This window comes from Pantoea dispersa (genome assembly GCF_035783935.1).
GTDB classification, from domain to species: Bacteria; Pseudomonadota; Gammaproteobacteria; order Enterobacterales; family Enterobacteriaceae; genus Pantoea; species Pantoea dispersa_C.
Window position 1 is genome coordinate 31824 of the sequence record NZ_JALKOV010000008.1, and the last position, 16722, is coordinate 48545.

The following is a 16722-nucleotide window of genomic DNA, read 5'->3' on the forward strand; positions in this document are numbered from 1 at the left end:
GGCACGCTGGCGCGTCAACGTTTTTGCCGCCAACGGGCGGCAGAGTGTCGAGGGAATGAACAATTCGCCTTAATGACGCTGACGCCACTCGCTCAGCGAGACCAGATTACTCACCTCCGCGGATTCCCCTTCCAGTTCAATCCCCTGCGGCGTAAAGCGCGCATTATACTGCTCGCGTAACGCATTCAGCTCCTGGCTGTCCGGCTCCAGCTGGCGCAAAAAGCCCAGCGCCAGCAACAGCTGCTGACGTGAAATCAGGGCGGAGAAGCCGGCTTTCGTAAGGATGTGGTGCCAGCGCTGGGCGTTCTCATCGCTGCCATCGACAATCAGCACCTGCCAGATTAGCAACACCGCTGCACCGTTATTCAGGTGCACTTCATTGTCGCCGCGAATGTAATCGGTGAATTCGTTTGCCGCCTCTTTGCCCATCTGCGCAAGCAGCGATTCGACATGCACCGGCGGCAGCTGCAGCCGCTTGCTGAGCGCCTGCGCGGCGTGGCGCGAACCGGCGGTCAGCAGCTGAAATCCCACAACAAACACTATCGCCAGCGTGGCGAGCATCAACCAAATCATCACGTGTTCCACATCGTTGCCTGGCGGGCATAATACGCGCTAAGCCTGGCGCGCGCCACGGCGAAAAATCGGGAAACCGATGGCGTAAACGAATCTGTGACTGACAGCCGCACGCGCTTCTGACAGAATAGGCGCCATCCCCGATTCAACTCTCTACAGATGGATTTCCTCTCTGATGGCAGCAAAAATTATTGACGGTAAAACGATTGCGCAGCAGGTGCGCCTTGAGGTTGCCGAAAAAGTGCAGCAGCGTCTCGCAGCCGGTAAACGCGCCCCTGGCCTGGCCGTGGTGCTGGTCGGTGAAAACCCGGCGTCGCAAATCTATGTCGCCAACAAACGCCGCGCCTGCGAAGAGGTCGGTTTTGTGTCGCGCGCTTATAACCTGCCTGCCAGCACCAGTGAAGCTGAACTGCTGGAGGTGATCGATCAGCTGAACAATGACGACGCCATCGACGGCATTCTGGTGCAGCTGCCGCTGCCGGCCGGGATCGACAACGTCAAAGTGCTGGAGCGCATTACGCCGGACAAAGACGTCGATGGCTTCCATCCTTATAACGTCGGTCGTCTGTGCCAGCGCGCCCCTAAGCTGCGTCCGTGTACGCCGCGCGGCATCGTCACGCTGCTGGAGCGCTATAACATCGATACCTACGGCCTGAACGCCGTGGTGGTTGGCGCATCGAATATCGTCGGTCGTCCGATGAGCATGGAGCTTCTGCTGGCCGGCTGCACCACCACCGTCACTCACCGTTTCACTAAAGATCTGCGCCATCACGTTGAGCATGCCGATCTGCTGGTGGTGGCGGTCGGTAAGCCGGGCTTTATCCCGGGCGACTGGATCAAGCCGGGTGCGATTGTGATTGATGTCGGCATTAACCGTCTGGAAAGCGGCAAAGTGGTCGGCGATGTGGATTTTGCGTCAGCCTCTGAGCGCGCAGCTTACATCACGCCTGTACCAGGCGGCGTTGGCCCGATGACGGTCGCCACGCTGATTCAGAACACGCTGCTGGCGTGCGAGCAATATCACGATGTGGAGCAGGCATAATGGCGAGTTTTTCACTGGGTAAACATGCGCACGTTGATCTGTGCGATCTGCTGAAGCTGGAAGGCTGGGTCGAGAGCGGCGCGCAGGCCAAAGCGGTGATCGACGAAGGCGAAGTACGCGTCGATGGTGCCATCGAGACGCGTAAGCGCTGCAAGATTATTGCTGGTCAGACGGTTGAGTTTGCCGGTCAGCGCGTAACGGTTGTGGCCTGATTTTTACCAGGCAAATCCGGACCTGTAGCGGCGCAATTTATTGCGCAATGAATTGCGCCGCTACGATAAGTGCATCAGGTTAATTACCCATAAACAACGGGTTATATTTAACCGAATAAAAAGGGCGAACCGCGGTTCGCCCTTTTTGTTATTTACGGCGCCAGCTTGAGCCCTGCGGGCCATCTTCCACGATGACGCCCAGCTCGTTCAGCTTGTCACGCGCGATGTCCGCCTGCGCCCAGTCTTTCGCGGCGCGTGCATCGGCGCGGGTTTTCACCCAGTGTTCAATCTCTGCCACTTCATCGGCATTGACCTGTGCGCCACTCTGCAGGAATTGCTCCGGATCCTGCTGCAGAATGCCCAGCACATCGGCCAGCTGGCGCAGTTTCGCGGCCAGCGCATCGGCGGCGGCTTTATCTTCACCCTTCAGGCGATTGACTTCACGCGCCATATCAAACAACACCGAGTAAGCTTCCGGCGTATTAAAATCATCGTCCATAGCGGTACGGAAGCGGGCTTCAAACGCCTCACCGCCAGCCGGCGTCGCGCTGGCATCGGTATGGCGCAGCGCGGTGTACAGGCGCTCCAGCGCCGCGCGTGCCTGATTCAGGTTATCTTCGCCATAGTTGAGCTGGCTGCGATAGTGGCCGGACATCAGGAAGTAGCGCACGGTTTCCGCATCGTAGTGCTGCAGCACATCGCGCACGGTGAAGAAGTTGCCGAGCGATTTAGACATCTTTTCGCGATCGACCATCACCATGCCGGAGTGCATCCAGTAGTTTACGTACGGGCCATCGTGTGCACAGGTCGACTGCGCCACTTCGTTCTCATGGTGCGGGAACATCAGGTCTGAACCGCCGCCGTGGATGTCGAAATGAGTGCCAAGCTGTTTGCAGTTCATCGCCGAGCACTCAATGTGCCAGCCCGGACGGCCGTTGCCCCACGGTGAGTTCCATGCCGGCTCATCGGCTTTGGACATCTTCCACAGCACGAAATCCATCGGGTTGCGCTTCACTTCGGCCACTTCCACACGTGCGCCGGCCTGCAGCTGTTCGAGATCCTGGCGCGACAGCGCGCCGTAATCTTTATCGCTCAGCACATCAAACATCACGTCGCCGTTGTCCGCCACGTAGGCGTGGCCGCGATCGATCAGCTTGCCGACCAGTTCGATGATCTCCGTAATGTGGCGCGTGGCGCGCGGCTCAAGATCCGGCGGCAGAATGCCCAGCGCGGCAAAATCTTTGTGCATTTCAGCGATCATCCGGTTGGTCAGCGTTTCGATGCTTTCCCCGTTTTCGTTGGCACGTTTGATGATTTTGTCATCGATGTCGGTGATATTACGCACGTACTTCAGCGTATAGCCCACGTAACGCAGGTAACGCGCGACCACGTCGAATGCCACAAAGGTACGCCCATGGCCGATATGACAGAGGTCGTAAACCGTGATTCCACACACGTACATACCGATTTCACCGGCATGAATGGGTTTAAATTCCTCTTTCTGGCGACTCAGGGTGTTATAGATCTTTAGCATTGAACGATTCCGTTGTTTACGTGTGCGGGATACGCCTTCTTGATGTAGCCGGTTATTGTGCCGTATTTTTCCGACTTGTGCATCGCTCGCTTCGCAACTGCCGTTGCCTTACTGACGCGTTATTGGAAATTGTGATATAAGAGGCGTCTACAAAAATGCCCCGCCGCCTTGCCGGTGCGGCAGTTGATACTGACGACAACCTCCACAGGACGAATATAATGGTCACTTTCCAGACGAACCATGGCGATATCGTAATCAAAACCTTCGATGACAAAGCGCCGGCTACCGTGCAGAACTTCCTGGACTACTGCCGTGAAGGTTTCTACGACAACACCATTTTTCACCGCGTGATCAACGGTTTCATGATTCAGGGCGGCGGCTTCGAGCCGGGCATGAAGCAGAAAGCCACCAAAGCTGACATCCGCAACGAAGCCAACAACGGCCTGAAAAACACCAAAGGCACGCTGGCGATGGCGCGCACCCAGGCCCCTCACTCGGCCACCGCACAGTTCTTCATCAACGTTGCCGATAACGACTTCCTGAACTTCCGTGACGAAAGCCTGCAGGGCTGGGGTTACTGCGTGTTTGCTGAAGTGGTTGAAGGCATGGACGTGGTCGAAAAAATCAAAGCAGTGAAAACCGGCCGCAGCGGCATGCACCAGGACGTGCCGGTTGATGACGTGATCATCCAGAAAGTGACCGTCAGCGAGTAATGTCGCGCACGCTGTTTATCGCAGATTTGCATCTGTGTCAGGAAGAACCGGCAATCACTGCCGGTTTTCTGCATTTTTTGCAGCGGGAAGCACAGCAGTGTGATGCGCTGTACATCCTCGGCGATCTGTTCGAAGCGTGGATTGGCGATGACGATCCCAATCCGCTGCATCAGCAGATCGCTGACGCCCTGCGTGCCCTGCCGGTGCCAAAATTCTTCATTCACGGCAATCGCGACTTCCTGTTAGGTCAACGATTCGCCCGGGCCAGCGGCATGACGCTGCTGCCCGAAGAGCAGGTGCTGGAGCGCTACGGTCAGCGCGTGCTGATGATGCACGGCGACACGCTGTGCACTGACGATCACGGCTATCAGCGTTTTCGCGCCAAAGTGCATCAGCGCTGGCTGCAGCGGCTGTTTCTCGCGCTGCCGCTGCGTCTGCGCATGCGCATTGCCGCGCGGATGCGGGCTGACAGTCAGCAGGCCAACCAGCACAAGTCACTGAGCATCATGGACGTCAACCCGCAGGCGGTAGCCGCGGCAATGACACGCCAGCAGGTGCCGATCCTGATTCACGGCCACACCCATCGCCCGGCGATCCATTCGTTCGACCTCGCCGGCACGCCAGCGCAACGCGCGGTGCTGGGTGCGTGGCATGAACGTGGTTCGATGATTCAGCTGGATGCACAGGGCGTGCAGTTGATCGAATTTCCTTTCTGATTATTTGCGGCGGAAATGCCGGTTTTCCGCCGACGCAACCGTTTTCCTTGCCGTTGTCTCGTGCTATTCTCTGTGCCCTTCTTTACCTGCCCGCCCGGCCAGGTTCGTTTGATTATTCACAGGAGTTGACCGCATGTCATCCAACGCCGCCCCGGCCCGTATCGCCATCGTCATGGGTTCCAAAAGTGACTGGGCTACCATGCAGTTCGCCGAGGAAATCCTTAACAGCCTGGATGTCCCGTTCCACGTTGAAGTGGTCTCTGCGCACCGTACGCCAGATAAGCTGTTCAGCTTCGCAGAGCGCGCGGCTGACAACGGTTATCAGGTGATTATCGCCGGTGCCGGCGGCGCGGCGCACCTGCCAGGCATGCTGGCGGCGAAAACCCTGCTGCCGGTGCTGGGCGTACCGGTACAGAGCGCAGCGCTGAGCGGCGTGGACAGCCTCTACTCCATCGTGCAGATGCCGCGCGGTATTCCGGTTGGTACGCTGGCCATCGGCAAAGCCGGTGCCGCCAACGCCGCGCTGCTGGCCGCGCAGATCCTGGCGATTCAGGATCGCGAACTGGCTGCACGCCTGGCCGCCTGGCGTCAGAGCCAGACCGATGAAGTGCTGAATAATCCGGATCCGCGGGAGGACGCATGAAGCCAGTTTGCGTACTCGGCAACGGTCAGTTGGGCCGCATGCTGCGCCAGGCGGGCGAGCCGCTGGGCATCGCGGTGTATCCGGTCGGACTGGACGCGGAGCCGTCGGCACTGCCGATCGCGCAAAGCGTGATCACTGCGGAAATCGAGCGCTGGCCGGAAACCGCGCTGACGCGCGAGCTGGCTAACCATCCGGCGTTCGTTAACCGCGATATTTTTCCGCGCCTCGCCGATCGCCTGACGCAAAAACAGCTGCTCGACCAGCTTAACCTGGCAACCGCGCCGTGGCAGTTGCTGGCCGACAAAAGCGAGTGGCCGGCAGTATTTAACAGGCTGGGTGAACTGGCAATCGTCAAGCGTCGCACCGGCGGCTACGACGGCCGCGGTCAGTGGCGCCTGCGCGCCGATGAAACCGCAACGCTGCCAGCTGAGTGCTACGGCGAGTGCATCGTTGAGCAGGGCATTAACTTTAGCGGTGAAGTCTCGCTGGTGGGCGCGCGCGGACACGATGGCCGCACGGTGTTCTATCCGCTGACGCACAATCTGCATCAGGACGGCATTCTGCGGACCAGCGTTGCCTTCCCGCAGGCTGATGCCGCGCAACAGCAGCAGGCGGAAACGATGCTGAGCGCGATCATGCATGAGCTGAAGTACGTGGGTGTGATGGCGATGGAGTGTTTTGTCACGCCGCAGGGCTTGCTGATCAATGAGCTGGCACCGCGCGTGCACAACAGCGGCCACTGGACGCAGAACGGCGCCTCAATCAGCCAGTTTGAACTGCACCTGCGTGCAGTGCTCGATCTGCCACTGCCGCAGCCGGTGGTGTTTGCACCATCGGTGATGGTCAACCTGATTGGCACCGACCTCAACACCGACTGGCTGCAGCAGCCGCTGGTGCATCTGCACTGGTACGACAAAGAAGTGCGTGCCGGGCGTAAGGTCGGACACCTGAACCTGACCGACAGCGATCCGGCACGCCTCACCAACGCACTCAATGCGCTGGTGCCGCTACTGCCTGACGCCTACGCGAGCGGTATTGCGTGGGCAGTGGCAAAGCTGTAGTTCTGCGGTGTTCCCCTCACCCTTGCCCTCTTTCACAGGGAGAGGGGATTATGCGGTGCGATTTTCCGTTTGACGCCCACCTTAACATCCTGAAGTTACGGGCTCGATCGACTCCCTCTCCCATGGGAGAGGGAATTATGCGCTGCGATTTTTCCGTTTGACGCTCACCTGAACGTCCTGAATTTACGGGCTCGATCGACTCCCTCTCTCGTGGGAGAGGGAGTTATGCACTGCGATTTTTCCGTTTGACGCTCACCGGAACGTTCTGAAGTGCAGAATCACTCATACGGGCTCGATCGGCTCCCTCTCCCGTGGGAGAGGGCTGGGGTGAGGGCATCATGCCGCGTCAAAGCGCCTGAACAGCGCTTTCCCCTTCAGCAAGCGGACACCCAGCCAGCCGCCGCACAGCGACAGCAGCGCCGCGCCACACAGCGGCAGCGCCAGCCACAGCGTCCAGTCCGGCTGCCACGGGAAATCAAAAATCCGGCGCTGAAGTCCCCACAGTGCCGCTTCCGCCCCCAGCGCCGCCGCGATTCCCGCGACCACGCCAAGCAGCGCAAACTCACACCATAGCGTGCCGCGTAACAGGCGCTGGCTGGCACCCAGCGTGCGATACACCACCAGCTCCTGCCGGCGCTGGCGCATGCCGACCTGGATCTGCGCCAGCAGCAGCAGTACGCCGCAGACCGTCACCAGGATCACCATGATCTCCAGCGCCTGGCTCACCTGCGCCAGCACCTGACCAATCTGCTTCAGCATGCTGCCGACATCCAGCAGGCTCAGCGTCGGGAACGCGCGGTTAAGCTGCGCCAGCAGCGCCGGATCGTTCGCCATACGGAAGCTGGTCAGCCAGGTTTGCGGCTGCTGATCGAGCGCGCCCGGCGGGAAGATAAAGAAGAAGTTTGGCCGCAGACTCTCCCAGTCGACTTTGCGCAGACTGGTGATGGTCGCGCTGAACTGCTGTGTATCGCCGCTAAAGGTCAGCCTGTCGCCCAGTTTTACGCCCAGACGATCGGCCAACTCGACCTCCATCGAGACTTCACCGGCTTTCGGCGGCCAGCTGCCGGCCACCAGCGGATTGTGATCCGGACGCTCAGCCTGCCACGTCAGATTCAGCTCACGGTTCAGCGCATTATCCAGGTTGGGATCGGCCGGCTTGCCGTTCAGTTCCGTGAGTCGCGCCCGTACGATCGGATAGAACGTGCCAGCGTTGACCTGATGCTGATGCAGGAAATCGCGCACCTGCGGCACCTGCTGCTGGGTCAGATTGAGCAGAAAATAGTTAGGCGCATCCGCCGGTAACTGCTGCTGCCAGCGATCGAGCAGATCGCCGCGCATCACCAGCAGCAACGCCAGCAGCATAAAGGAGAGCGAAAACGCCGCAAGCTGGCTCAGAGTCATCACCGGCTGCCGCAGCAGACGATTGATCGCCAGGCGCAGCGCCAGATTACGCACCACCAGCTTACGCAGCAGAAGTAGCGTGCCCCAACCGAGCAGCGCCAGCAGCAGTGCCAGCATCACCACGCCAGCCAGCAGCGCCCACAGCATTTTGCTGCCGCCCATCAGCAGTGCCAGCAATGCCACCACCACCAGCGCCATCACCGGCAGATAGATGCGCAGCGGCCACAGCGTGGCTATCGCGTCACGACGCAGCACGCGCAGCGGCTGTGTGGCCATCAGCAGACGGTACGGACGCAACCCAACCAGCAGCGAGATCACCACCAGCGCGCCAATCGCCCACAGCCACGGCCAGACGCTGGCGGCCGGTAAGCTGGCAGGCAGCACCGGTTTCAGCATCATCAGCAGCGCGATTTCAATGCCCTGCCCCAGCGCACTGCCGGCGATGGCCGCCAGCAGCAGCACGGCCAGCCACTGACCGATAATCAGCCGCTGCAGCGATTTTCGTGTAGCGCCCAGCGTTTTCAGCACCGCTACCAGATCGTAACGGCTGCGGCAGTAATGACTCATGGCGACCGCCACTGCGGCAATCGCCAGCAGCAGGGTCAGCAGCGCCGACAGCAGCAGGAACTGCTGCGCCCGCTGCATTGAGCGGCCCAGTGCATCCTCGGAATTTTCCACGCTGATCCAGCGCTCGCCGGCCTGCAATTGCGGCTGAATCCAGCGGTCATAGCGCGCCAGCGCTGCCGACTCGCCGGAGAATTTGTAGCGCCAGCTCAGACGGCTCCCCGGCTGGATGGCGCCGGTTTTCTCTACGTCGGCAAGATTCATTAACAGACGCGGCGCCGTCTGGAACGGGTTAAATCCACCGTCCGGTTCCTGAATCACTTCGCCGGCAATGCGCAGCGTGGTATCGCCCACGTCAATGCGGTCACCGACCTTCAGGTTAAGCAGCGCCAGCAGACGCGGCGCGGCCAGCACCGTTCCGGCCACCGGACGCAGGCCGGGCGGATCCGTCTGCAGGGTGCCAAACATCGGATACGCATCATCGACCGCTTTGACATCGGCCAGCTGTGGCGTCTCCTGCGCAAAGGTCATGGTCATGAAGCTGAGCTGCCGGCTGACCGCCAGCCCCTCTTCGCGCGCGTTGTCCAGCCACGCTTCCGGTGCCGGTTTACTGCTGCGCAGCGTGCGGTCACCAGCCATAAAGTCACGGCTCTGCTGGCTCAGCCCTTTCTCCATGCGATCGCTGATTGAGCCCAGAGCCAGCACGCAGGCCACCGCCAGCGTCAGCGCCAGCCAGACAATTAGCAGCGAGGGCGAACGCCACTCGCGCCAGAACCAGCGCCAGATCATGCTTCCTCCCACAGCTTGCCGTCGCGCAGCCGCAGGCGACGATCGCAGCGTGCCGCCAGCTGCTCATCGTGCGTGACCAGAATCAGCGTGGTGGCGAAATCGCGGTTGAGCGAAAACAGCAGGTCGGCGATGCGATCGCCGGTTTTGCGATCGAGGTTACCGGTTGGCTCATCGGCAAACAGCAGGCCGGGACGACCACTGAAGGCGCGCGCCAGCGCCACGCGCTGCTGCTCGCCGCCGGAAAGCTGGGCCGGCAGATGATGCAGACGATCTTTGAGGCCGAGCTGGGTCAGCAGTTCCGTGGCCTGCACGCGGCTGTCGCGATCGCTGTCACCGCGCAGCAGCGCCGGGAGCTGCACGTTTTCCAGCGCGTTGAGCGTGGGCACCAGCATAAATGACTGAAAAACAAAGCCCACTTCACGCGCGCGCAGGGCGGCGCGCTGCTCCTCATTCATCTGGTGCAGCGGCTGGCCCAGCAGATGCACTTCGCCGCTGCTGCCATCATCCAGCCCGGCGAGAATCCCCAGCAGGGTCGATTTGCCGGATCCCGACTCGCCAATTAGCGCCAGCGTCTCGGCTGGTTTGACAACCAGCTCAACTCCGGTAAGGATGGTCAGCTGATGCTCTCCCTGACCGACGGACTTAGTAAGATGATGAACTGCAACAATGTTTTCCGCTGGCATTATTCCTTCCTGTTGTTGTTATTGCTGCTGGTGTCGCGCATCGCCGCCGCCGATACCCTGTTGATTCTTGGTGATAGCCTGAGTGCCGGCTATCGCATGTCCGCCACCGCCGCCTGGCCGAGCCTGCTTGGCAAAACCTGGCAGCAGCAGCCTGAAGTGATTAACGCCAGCATCAGCGGTGATACCGCGGGTCAGGGGCTGGCGCGGTTGCCGGGCCTATTAAAACAGCATCAGCCGCAATGGGTGTTAATCGAATTGGGCGGTAACGATGGGCTGCGCGGCTTCCCGCCGCAAAACATCGCCCAGGATCTGAGTAAAATCATCGAGCAGGTCAAAGCCGCTAACGCCCAGCCGCTGCTGATGCAGATTCGCCTGCCGGCTAATTATGGCCGACGCTACACGGAGGCATTCAGCGCGCTCTACCCGCGCCTCGCGCAGCAGTATCACATTCCGCTGGTACCGTTCTTTATGGAGCAGGTTTATCTGAAGCCGGAGTGGATGCAGCAGGACGGTATTCACCCCAATCCGGATGCGCAGCCGTTCATCGCTAACCTGATGGCGGAACAACTGGCTCCGCTAGTTAAGCATGATTAATGCCGGTGCGTGCCCAATGACAGGTAAAGAAATGCAAAAATCGATTTTAATTACCGGCTGCTCCAGCGGCATCGGTCTGGTGGCGGCCAACGATCTGCTGGCGCGCGGCTACCGCGTGCTGGCCGCCTGTCGTCGCGCTGAGGATGTGGCGCGCATGAATGAGCTGGGCTTCACCGGCATTCAGCTGGATCTGGACGATCCCGCCAGCGTGGATGCCGCCGCCGATCGCGTGCTGGAACTGACCGACTGCTGTCTGCACGGGTTGTTCAATAACGGCGGCTTCGGCCAGTACGGACCGCTGACCAGCGTGTCGCGTCAGCAGCTGGAGCAGCAATTCTCCACCAACTTTTTTGGCACCCATCAGCTGACGCTGCGCCTGTTGCCGGCGCTGCAAAACAGCGGTAACGGGCGGATTATTAATACCAGCTCGGTGCTCGGACTGATTTCCACGCCGGGCCGCGGCGCTTACGCCGCCAGCAAATGGGCGCTGGAGGCGTGGAGCGATGCGCTGCGCATGGAAGTGCGTAACAGCGGCGTGCGCGTCAGCCTGATTGAGCCGGGTCCGATTACCACCCGTTTTACTGATAACGTGCAGCAGGGCGAGCGCGACAAGCCCGTGCGCAATCCCGGCATCGCTGCGCGTTTCACCCTGCCGCCGGAGGCGATTCTGCCTAAACTTCGGCATGCCCTGGAGAGTAAACATCCGCGCCTGCGCTATCCGGTGACGCTGGTTGCCTGGACCATGAGTCTGCTCAAGCGACTGCTGCCGGGCTGGATGCTGGATCGCATTTTGCGCAGCAACTAAGCTGCAAGCCTGAATTGAACTTGAAGCCGGGGCGTTTGCCCCCATATCCTCAACACACTTTCTGCCAAGAGACGTATTCATGTCACACGCTTTGATTATCGACATCAACGAATCCAACCTGCAGCAGACGCTGGAGCAATCGATGCAGCTGCCGGTGCTGTTCTACTTCTGGTCGGAGCGCAGCCAGCACTGCCAGCAGCTGACGCCGGTGCTGGAGCGTCTGGCGCAGGAGTACGCCGGCCAGTTCATTCTGGCGAAGCTGGATTGCGATAAAGAACAGCTGGTGGCATCGCAGTTTGGTCTGCGCTCCCTGCCCACCGTCTATCTGTTCCAGGACGGGCAGCCGGTTGATGGCTTCCAGGGTCCGCAGCCGGAAGAGGCGATTCGCGCCCTGCTGGAAAAAGTGCTGCCGCGTGAAGAGGAGCTGAAAGCGCAGCAGGCGATGCAGCTGATGCAGGAAGGCAAGCCGCTGGACGCGCTGCCGCTGCTGAAAGACGCCTGGCAGTTGAGCAATCAGAACAGTGAAATCGGTTTTCTGCTGGCAGAGGTTCTGATCACCCTGAACCGCAGCGATGAAGCCGAAGCGGTGCTGGCGGTGGTGCCGCTACAGGATCAGGATACGCGCTATCAGAGCCTGATTTCGCAAATCGACCTGCTGAAACAGGCCGCCGATACGCCGGAGATCCAGCAGCTGCAGGCTCAGATGGCCAGCGAACCGGACAACGCCGGGCTGGCTGCTAAACTTGCGTTACAGCTGCATCAGGTGGGCCGCAATGAAGAAGCGCTGGAGCTGTTGTTCGGTTTTCTGAAGCGCGATCTCAGCGCCGGTGACGGCGAAGTGCGCAAAATGTTCCAGGAGATTCTGGCGGCCCTCGGCACCGGCGATGCCCTCGCCTCGCGCTATCGCCGCCAGCTCTACTCGCTGCTGTACTGACCGGTACCGCGCGGTAAACGGGCCGAAGCGACTCGGCCCGACAATCTGACAGCCAGGAGGTTATATGTTAACAGTGATTCCCGTCATCATCGTGCTCGCGCTGGTTACCGTGTGGGCCGGTGTCAAAATTGTGCCACAGGGTTACCAGTGGACGGTGGAACGCTTTGGCCGCTACACCAAAACGCTGCCGCCCGGCCTGAATTTAGTCGTGCCGTTCATGGATCGTATTGGTCGCAAAATCAATATGATGGAGCAGGTCCTCGACATCCCGTCGCAGGAGATCATTTCCAAAGATAACGCCAACGTCACCATTGACGCAGTGTGCTTTATCCAGGTAGTGGATTCAGCGCGTGCCGCCTACGAGGTCAGCAATCTTGAGCTGGCGATCATCAACCTCACCATGACCAATATCCGTACCGTGCTCGGCGGCATGGAACTGGACGAGATGCTGTCGCAGCGCGATAACATCAATACCCGCCTGCTGCACATCGTCGATGAAGCCACCAATCCGTGGGGCATAAAAATCACCCGTATCGAAATCCGCGACGTGCGCCCGCCGCAGGAGCTGATTGCGGCGATGAACGCGCAGATGAAGGCCGAGCGCACCAAACGCGCCGATATTCTCGCGGCTGAAGGTGTGCGTCAGGCAGCTATCCTGCGCGCCGAGGGTGACAAGCAGTCGCAAATCCTCAAGGCAGAAGGTGAACGAACCTCCGCGTTTCTGCAGGCGGAAGCGCGTGAGCGTCAGGCCGAAGCGGAAGCCAACGCCACGCGTATGGTCTCAGAAGCCATCGCCGCCGGGGATATTCAGGCGGTGAACTACTTCGTCGCGCAGAAATACACCGACGCGCTGCAAAAAATTGGCGAAGCGAATAACAGCAAAGTGGTGATGATGCCACTCGACGCCAGCAGCCTGCTCGGCTCGGTAGCGGGCATCAGCGAGTTGCTGAAAGAGAGCCGTCAGGAGCGCAAACCGTGATCCTGATGGAGCTGATTGCGCATCCGCACTGGTTCTGGTTCACGCTGGGCGGTTTACTGCTGGCGGCGGAGATGCTCGGCACCAGCGGTTACCTGCTATGGAGCGGGCTGGCGGCGGTGCTGGTCGGGATCATTGAGTGGCTGTTTCCGTTCTCGTGGACCAGCCAGGGCATGCTCTTTGCCGCCCTGACGCTGCTGTGCGTGTTTTTCTGGTACCGCTGGATGCGCTTCCGCGAACGAACGCAGCAGCCCAATACGCTCAATCAGCGCGGCAACCAACTGATTGGCCAGCACCTGACGTTAGACAGCGCGCTGAAAGAGGGGCTTGGCCATGTACGCATTGGTGACAGCAGCTGGCGCGTGCAGGCACAAGAGGACTTGCCAGCGGGCACCCCGGTGATCGTGACCGGCGTAGTCGGCATCACCTTGCTGATTCAGCCGCGTTTGCCGCCATCCTGATGACAGCAGCCCGCCAGGTGATTGATGATAGGACATTCAGCGCCGTCATCGCCCGGGCAGGCCGCCGCCAGTTCCAGCAGGCGCGCGCGCATCGCGTGCAGCTCTTCAATGTGCGCCGCGATCTCATCCGCCTTCTGCAGGGTGCGCGCTTTAACATCGGCACTGTGGCGCGCCGGGTTATTAAACAATGCCACCAGTTCGCGGCACTCCTCGAGTGTGAAGCCCACCTGCCGCGCCTGGCGCAGCAGGTTAAGCTCATCCAGATGGTGTGCAGCGTAACTGCGATAGCCGTTATCACTGCGTAACGGCGGCGTGACTACCCCTTTCTCTTCATAAAAACGAATCGCTTTGCTGGTCAGCCCGGTTTTTTTTGCTACATCGCTAATGTTCATCTCTGCCCCTTGACCTTCCCCTGAATGGAAGGTTTAGGCTCTATAACTAATGCAAACCTTGCAGCGAGTCAAACCTGATAAACGAGGAGTTGATGATGTCACACACACAATTACTGGCTCTGGACGGCTTGTCCTGTGGCCACTGTGTTAAACGCGTCAAAGAGGCGCTGGAGCAGCGCAGCGATGTGGAACAGGCCGAGGTAACGCAGCAGGAAGCGCGCGTCACCGGCGCAGCCAGCGCCAGCGATCTGATTGCCACCGTTGAGCAGGCTGGTTATCACGCAACGCTGAAAAATGAGGCGTCCAGCCCAAAGCCTGATCCGTTGCCAGCAGAGGAGCCGCAGCCGGAGGCGCTGACAACGGAGTCGCAGCCGGCAGAAGAGAATCTTGCGGTGCACCACCTGCTGATTGGCGGCATGAGCTGCGCCAGCTGTGTCAGCCGCGTCGAGCAGGCGTTACAGAAAGTGCCCGGTGTGAGCCAGGCGCGCGTTAACCTTGGCGAGCGCAGCGCGCTGGTGCTGGGCGATGCCGTACCGTCAGCGCTGGTCAGCGCCGTGGATCAGGCCGGCTATTCAGCGGAAGTGATCGAAGATGAACAAACCCGGCGCGAGCGCCAGCAGGTCAGCGCACAGCAGGCGATGCGCCGCTTCAGCTGGCAGGCCGCGCTGGCATTAATCGTCGGTGTCCCGATGATGGTCTGGGGCATGGTCGGCGACAACATGATGCTGAACGATGCCAATCAGACGCTGTGGCGCGGGCTCGGTGCCGTCACGCTGCTGGTGATGGCCCTCGCCGGCGGCCACTTCTATCGCAGCGCGTGGCGCAGCCTGCGGCATGCTACGGCCACCATGGACACGCTGGTGGCGCTCGGTACCGGTGCGGCCTGGATTTACTCGATGAGCGTCGCGTTGTGGCCGGCGTTTTTCCCGCCGCAGGCGCGCCATCTTTATTTTGAAGCCAGCGTGATGATCATCGGCCTGATTAACCTCGGTCATGCGCTGGAGCAGCGCGCCCGCCAGCGCGCGTCGCAGGCGCTGGAGCGGCTGCTGGATCTGACCCCAGCGCAGGCCTGCGTGATCACCGCCGAAGGGGAAAAACAGCTGCCGCTGAGCGAAGTGCAGCCCGGCATGACGCTGAAGCTGGTCACCGGCGATCGCGTACCGGTGGACGGCGAAGTTAGCCGCGGCGAAGCCTGGTTTGACGAAGCGATGCTCACTGGCGAAGCGCTGCCACAGTCGCGCCAGCCCGGCGATAAGATTTATGCCGGTACGCTGGTGCAGGACGGATCGCTGCAGTTTACCGCCCGCGCCACCGGCAGCCACACCACACTGGCGCGCATCATCAATCTGGTGCGTCAGGCTCAGAGCAGCAAACCGGAAATAGGTCGGCTGGCCGATCGCATCTCTGCGGTGTTTGTGCCGGTGGTGGTGGCGATTGCCCTGCTCAGCGGAGCGGTCTGGTATGTTGTCGGACCGCAGCCGCAGCTGGCCTATACGCTGGTGATTGTCACCACGGTGTTGATTATCGCCTGTCCGTGTGCGCTGGGCTTAGCCACGCCGATGTCGGTGATCGCGGGCGTCGGCCGCGCTGCCGAGCTGGGCGTGCTGGTGCGCGATGCCGATGCGCTGCAGCGCGCCAGCGAAGTCGACACCCTTGTGTTTGATAAAACCGGCACCCTGACGCTGGGCACGCCACAGGTCAGCGAAGTGCTGCTGTACAGCGACTGGGATCGTCAGCAGGTACTGCAGGCCGCCGCTCAGCTGGAACAGGGCTCCGGGCATCCGCTGGCGAAAGCGATCGTGGCGGCCGCGCCTGCCGTCGGCGATGCCGGCGTTGCGCAATTTCGTACAATACGTGGCAAAGGCGTAAGCGCTACAGTGGCAGACAGAACGCTGCTGCTGGGCAACACCGCGCTGCTGGAAGAGCAGCACATCGACCTGCGCGCCGCACAGCAGGATATCGCGCGTCTCGCCGCACAGGGCGCCACGCCGGTGCTGCTGGCGGATCGGCAGCAGCTGCTGGGTCTGATTGCTTTGCGTGACCAGCTGCGCCCGGAGAGCCGCGCAGCGCTGCAGCGGCTACATCAGCTGGGCTATCGTCTGGTGATGCTGACCGGTGACCATCAGAGCACCGCCGAAGCCATCGCTGCCGAAGCGGGCATTGATGAGGTGATCGCTGGCGTGCTGCCGGACGGTAAAGCGCAGGCGATTGCGCAGCTGCAACAGCAGGGGCGCAAAGTGGTGATGGTGGGCGACGGCATCAACGACGCCCCGGCGCTGGCGCAGGCGGACGTGGGTATCGCCATGGGCGGCGGCAGCGATGTGGCGGTAGAAACGGCGTCGATGGCGCTGATGCGCAACGATCTGCACTGTGTGGCCGACGCGCTGGCTATCGCCAGCGCCACGCTGCGCAACATGCGGCAGAATCTGCTGGGTGCCTTTGTTTACAATAGCCTGGGTATACCAATTGCTGCTGGCGTGCTCTATCCGTTTACCGGTCTGCTGCTCAGCCCGATTGTCGCCGGTGCCGCCATGGCGCTGTCGTCGATCACCGTGGTAAGTAATGCTAACCGGCTGCTGCGCTTTAAACCGGCGCAGCGGCAATAGCAGCCTCTGCCCTGTTTTTCATG

At 60.8% G+C, this 16722-nt stretch carries 17 protein-coding genes; 12 read left to right on the top strand and 5 right to left on the bottom strand.

The window, feature by feature from the left end; genetic code table 11:
* Positions 1-69 precede the first annotated feature (69 nt).
* Positions 70-573 carry a DUF1198 family protein gene (locus MXF20_RS15745; RefSeq protein ID WP_058769413.1) on the bottom strand — a complete coding sequence of 168 codons (504 nt, stop codon included), beginning with the start codon at positions 571-573 and terminating at the stop codon, positions 70-72.
* Positions 574-748: 175 nt separating this feature from the next.
* On the opposite strand from MXF20_RS15745, the gene folD reads away from it, so the two are divergent.
* Together folD and ybcJ are read left to right on the top strand one after the other, a co-directional pair.
* Positions 749-1615, top strand: coding sequence for a bifunctional methylenetetrahydrofolate dehydrogenase/methenyltetrahydrofolate cyclohydrolase FolD (folD, locus tag MXF20_RS15750; RefSeq protein ID WP_166709707.1), 867 nt, complete (start codon positions 749-751; stop codon positions 1613-1615).
* Positions 1615-1827: a ribosome-associated protein YbcJ gene (gene ybcJ, locus MXF20_RS15755; RefSeq protein ID WP_058781236.1), complete on the top strand. Its 213-nt coding sequence runs from the start codon at positions 1615-1617 to the stop codon at positions 1825-1827. The genes folD and ybcJ overlap by 1 nt, the downstream gene beginning before the upstream one ends.
* 148 nt (positions 1828-1975) lie before the next feature.
* On the opposite strand, the gene cysS is transcribed toward ybcJ, so the two are convergent.
* Positions 1976-3361 (bottom strand): cysteine--tRNA ligase, encoded by a 1386-nt coding sequence (cysS, locus tag MXF20_RS15760; protein WP_325970218.1) that lies wholly within the window; start codon positions 3359-3361, stop codon positions 1976-1978.
* Between the two features lie 218 nt (positions 3362-3579).
* On the opposite strand from cysS, the gene ppiB reads away from it, so the two are divergent.
* From ppiB to purK, 4 genes are all read left to right on the top strand, one after another.
* On the top strand, positions 3580-4074 hold the full coding sequence (gene ppiB / locus MXF20_RS15765; RefSeq protein WP_021508631.1) for a peptidylprolyl isomerase B: 495 nt from the start codon (positions 3580-3582) through the stop codon (positions 4072-4074).
* Positions 4074-4790, top strand: a complete 717-nt coding sequence (locus MXF20_RS15770) for a UDP-2,3-diacylglucosamine diphosphatase (protein ID WP_325970219.1) — start codon at positions 4074-4076, stop codon at positions 4788-4790. Before ppiB ends, MXF20_RS15770 begins: the two co-directional genes overlap by 1 nt.
* 133 nt (positions 4791-4923) lie before the next feature.
* Positions 4924-5433 carry a 5-(carboxyamino)imidazole ribonucleotide mutase gene (gene purE, locus MXF20_RS15775; protein ID WP_325970221.1) on the top strand — a complete coding sequence of 170 codons (510 nt, stop codon included), beginning with the start codon at positions 4924-4926 and terminating at the stop codon, positions 5431-5433.
* Positions 5430-6494 (top strand): 5-(carboxyamino)imidazole ribonucleotide synthase, encoded by a 1065-nt coding sequence (gene purK, locus MXF20_RS15780; protein WP_325970224.1) that lies wholly within the window; start codon positions 5430-5432, stop codon positions 6492-6494. The genes purE and purK overlap by 4 nt, the downstream gene beginning before the upstream one ends.
* A gap of 336 nt (positions 6495-6830) precedes the next feature.
* Here purK and ybbP read toward each other — a convergent pair whose 3' ends face one another.
* Both ybbP and ybbA read right to left on the bottom strand, forming a co-directional pair.
* Entirely contained in the window at positions 6831-9248 is a 2418-nt protein-coding gene (ybbP, locus tag MXF20_RS15785) for a putative ABC transporter permease subunit YbbP (protein WP_325970226.1), read from the bottom strand.
* Positions 9245-9931 carry a putative ABC transporter ATP-binding protein YbbA gene (gene ybbA, locus MXF20_RS15790; protein ID WP_325970229.1) on the bottom strand — a complete coding sequence of 229 codons (687 nt, stop codon included), beginning with the start codon at positions 9929-9931 and terminating at the stop codon, positions 9245-9247. Before ybbA ends, ybbP begins: the two co-directional genes overlap by 4 nt.
* Here ybbA and tesA point away from each other — a divergent pair.
* From tesA to MXF20_RS15815, 5 genes are all read left to right on the top strand, one after another.
* On the top strand, positions 9899-10525 hold the full coding sequence (gene tesA / locus MXF20_RS15795; protein ID WP_325970231.1) for a multifunctional acyl-CoA thioesterase I/protease I/lysophospholipase L1: 627 nt from the start codon (positions 9899-9901) through the stop codon (positions 10523-10525). The two genes, ybbA and tesA, sit on opposite strands and share 33 nt — an antisense overlap.
* Before the next feature lie 31 nt (positions 10526-10556).
* Positions 10557-11330, top strand: coding sequence for an SDR family oxidoreductase (locus MXF20_RS15800; protein ID WP_325970232.1), 774 nt, complete (start codon positions 10557-10559; stop codon positions 11328-11330).
* Between the two features lie 79 nt (positions 11331-11409).
* Entirely contained in the window at positions 11410-12264 is an 855-nt protein-coding gene (locus MXF20_RS15805) for a co-chaperone YbbN (protein WP_325970233.1), read from the top strand.
* A gap of 64 nt (positions 12265-12328) precedes the next feature.
* Complete coding sequence (locus tag MXF20_RS15810) at positions 12329-13243, top strand: SPFH domain-containing protein (protein WP_325970234.1); 915 nt, start codon at positions 12329-12331, stop codon at positions 13241-13243.
* The gene (locus MXF20_RS15815) at positions 13243-13701 is read left to right on the top strand and encodes an NfeD family protein (protein WP_325970396.1); all 459 of its coding nucleotides are present in this window, start codon (positions 13243-13245) and stop codon (positions 13699-13701) included. Before MXF20_RS15810 ends, MXF20_RS15815 begins: the two co-directional genes overlap by 1 nt.
* On the opposite strand, the gene cueR is transcribed toward MXF20_RS15815, so the two are convergent.
* Positions 13677-14093, bottom strand: coding sequence for a Cu(I)-responsive transcriptional regulator (gene cueR, locus MXF20_RS15820; RefSeq protein ID WP_325970235.1), 417 nt, complete (start codon positions 14091-14093; stop codon positions 13677-13679). The two genes, MXF20_RS15815 and cueR, sit on opposite strands and share 25 nt — an antisense overlap.
* A gap of 95 nt (positions 14094-14188) precedes the next feature.
* On the opposite strand from cueR, the gene copA reads away from it, so the two are divergent.
* Positions 14189-16699, top strand: a complete 2511-nt coding sequence (copA, locus tag MXF20_RS15825; RefSeq protein ID WP_325970397.1) for a copper-exporting P-type ATPase CopA — start codon at positions 14189-14191, stop codon at positions 16697-16699.
* The last annotated feature ends 23 nt before the right edge of the window (positions 16700-16722 follow it).

Bases quoted from the DNA above. Each gene is read 5' to 3' on its own strand.
- MXF20_RS15745 (WP_058769413.1), bottom strand. From the start codon at position 573: ATGATTTGGTTGATGCTCGCCACGCTGGCGATAGTGTTTGTTGTGGGA.
- folD (WP_166709707.1), top strand. From the start codon at position 749: ATGGCAGCAAAAATTATTGACGGTAAAACGATTGCGCAGCAGGTGCGC.
- ybcJ (WP_058781236.1), top strand. From the start codon at position 1,615: ATGGCGAGTTTTTCACTGGGTAAACATGCGCACGTTGATCTGTGCGAT.
- cysS (WP_325970218.1), bottom strand. From the start codon at position 3,361: ATGCTAAAGATCTATAACACCCTGAGTCGCCAGAAAGAGGAATTTAAA.
- ppiB (WP_021508631.1), top strand. From the start codon at position 3,580: ATGGTCACTTTCCAGACGAACCATGGCGATATCGTAATCAAAACCTTC.
- MXF20_RS15770 (WP_325970219.1), top strand. From the start codon at position 4,074: ATGTCGCGCACGCTGTTTATCGCAGATTTGCATCTGTGTCAGGAAGAA.
- purE (WP_325970221.1), top strand. From the start codon at position 4,924: ATGTCATCCAACGCCGCCCCGGCCCGTATCGCCATCGTCATGGGTTCC.
- purK (WP_325970224.1), top strand. From the start codon at position 5,430: ATGAAGCCAGTTTGCGTACTCGGCAACGGTCAGTTGGGCCGCATGCTG.
- ybbP (WP_325970226.1), bottom strand. From the start codon at position 9,248: ATGATCTGGCGCTGGTTCTGGCGCGAGTGGCGTTCGCCCTCGCTGCTA.
- tesA (WP_325970231.1), top strand. From the start codon at position 9,899: ATGATGAACTGCAACAATGTTTTCCGCTGGCATTATTCCTTCCTGTTG.
- ybbA (WP_325970229.1), bottom strand. From the start codon at position 9,931: ATGCCAGCGGAAAACATTGTTGCAGTTCATCATCTTACTAAGTCCGTC.
- MXF20_RS15800 (WP_325970232.1), top strand. From the start codon at position 10,557: ATGCAAAAATCGATTTTAATTACCGGCTGCTCCAGCGGCATCGGTCTG.
- MXF20_RS15805 (WP_325970233.1), top strand. From the start codon at position 11,410: ATGTCACACGCTTTGATTATCGACATCAACGAATCCAACCTGCAGCAG.
- MXF20_RS15810 (WP_325970234.1), top strand. From the start codon at position 12,329: ATGTTAACAGTGATTCCCGTCATCATCGTGCTCGCGCTGGTTACCGTG.
- cueR (WP_325970235.1), bottom strand. From the start codon at position 14,093: ATGAACATTAGCGATGTAGCAAAAAAAACCGGGCTGACCAGCAAAGCG.
- copA (WP_325970397.1), top strand. From the start codon at position 14,189: ATGTCACACACACAATTACTGGCTCTGGACGGCTTGTCCTGTGGCCAC.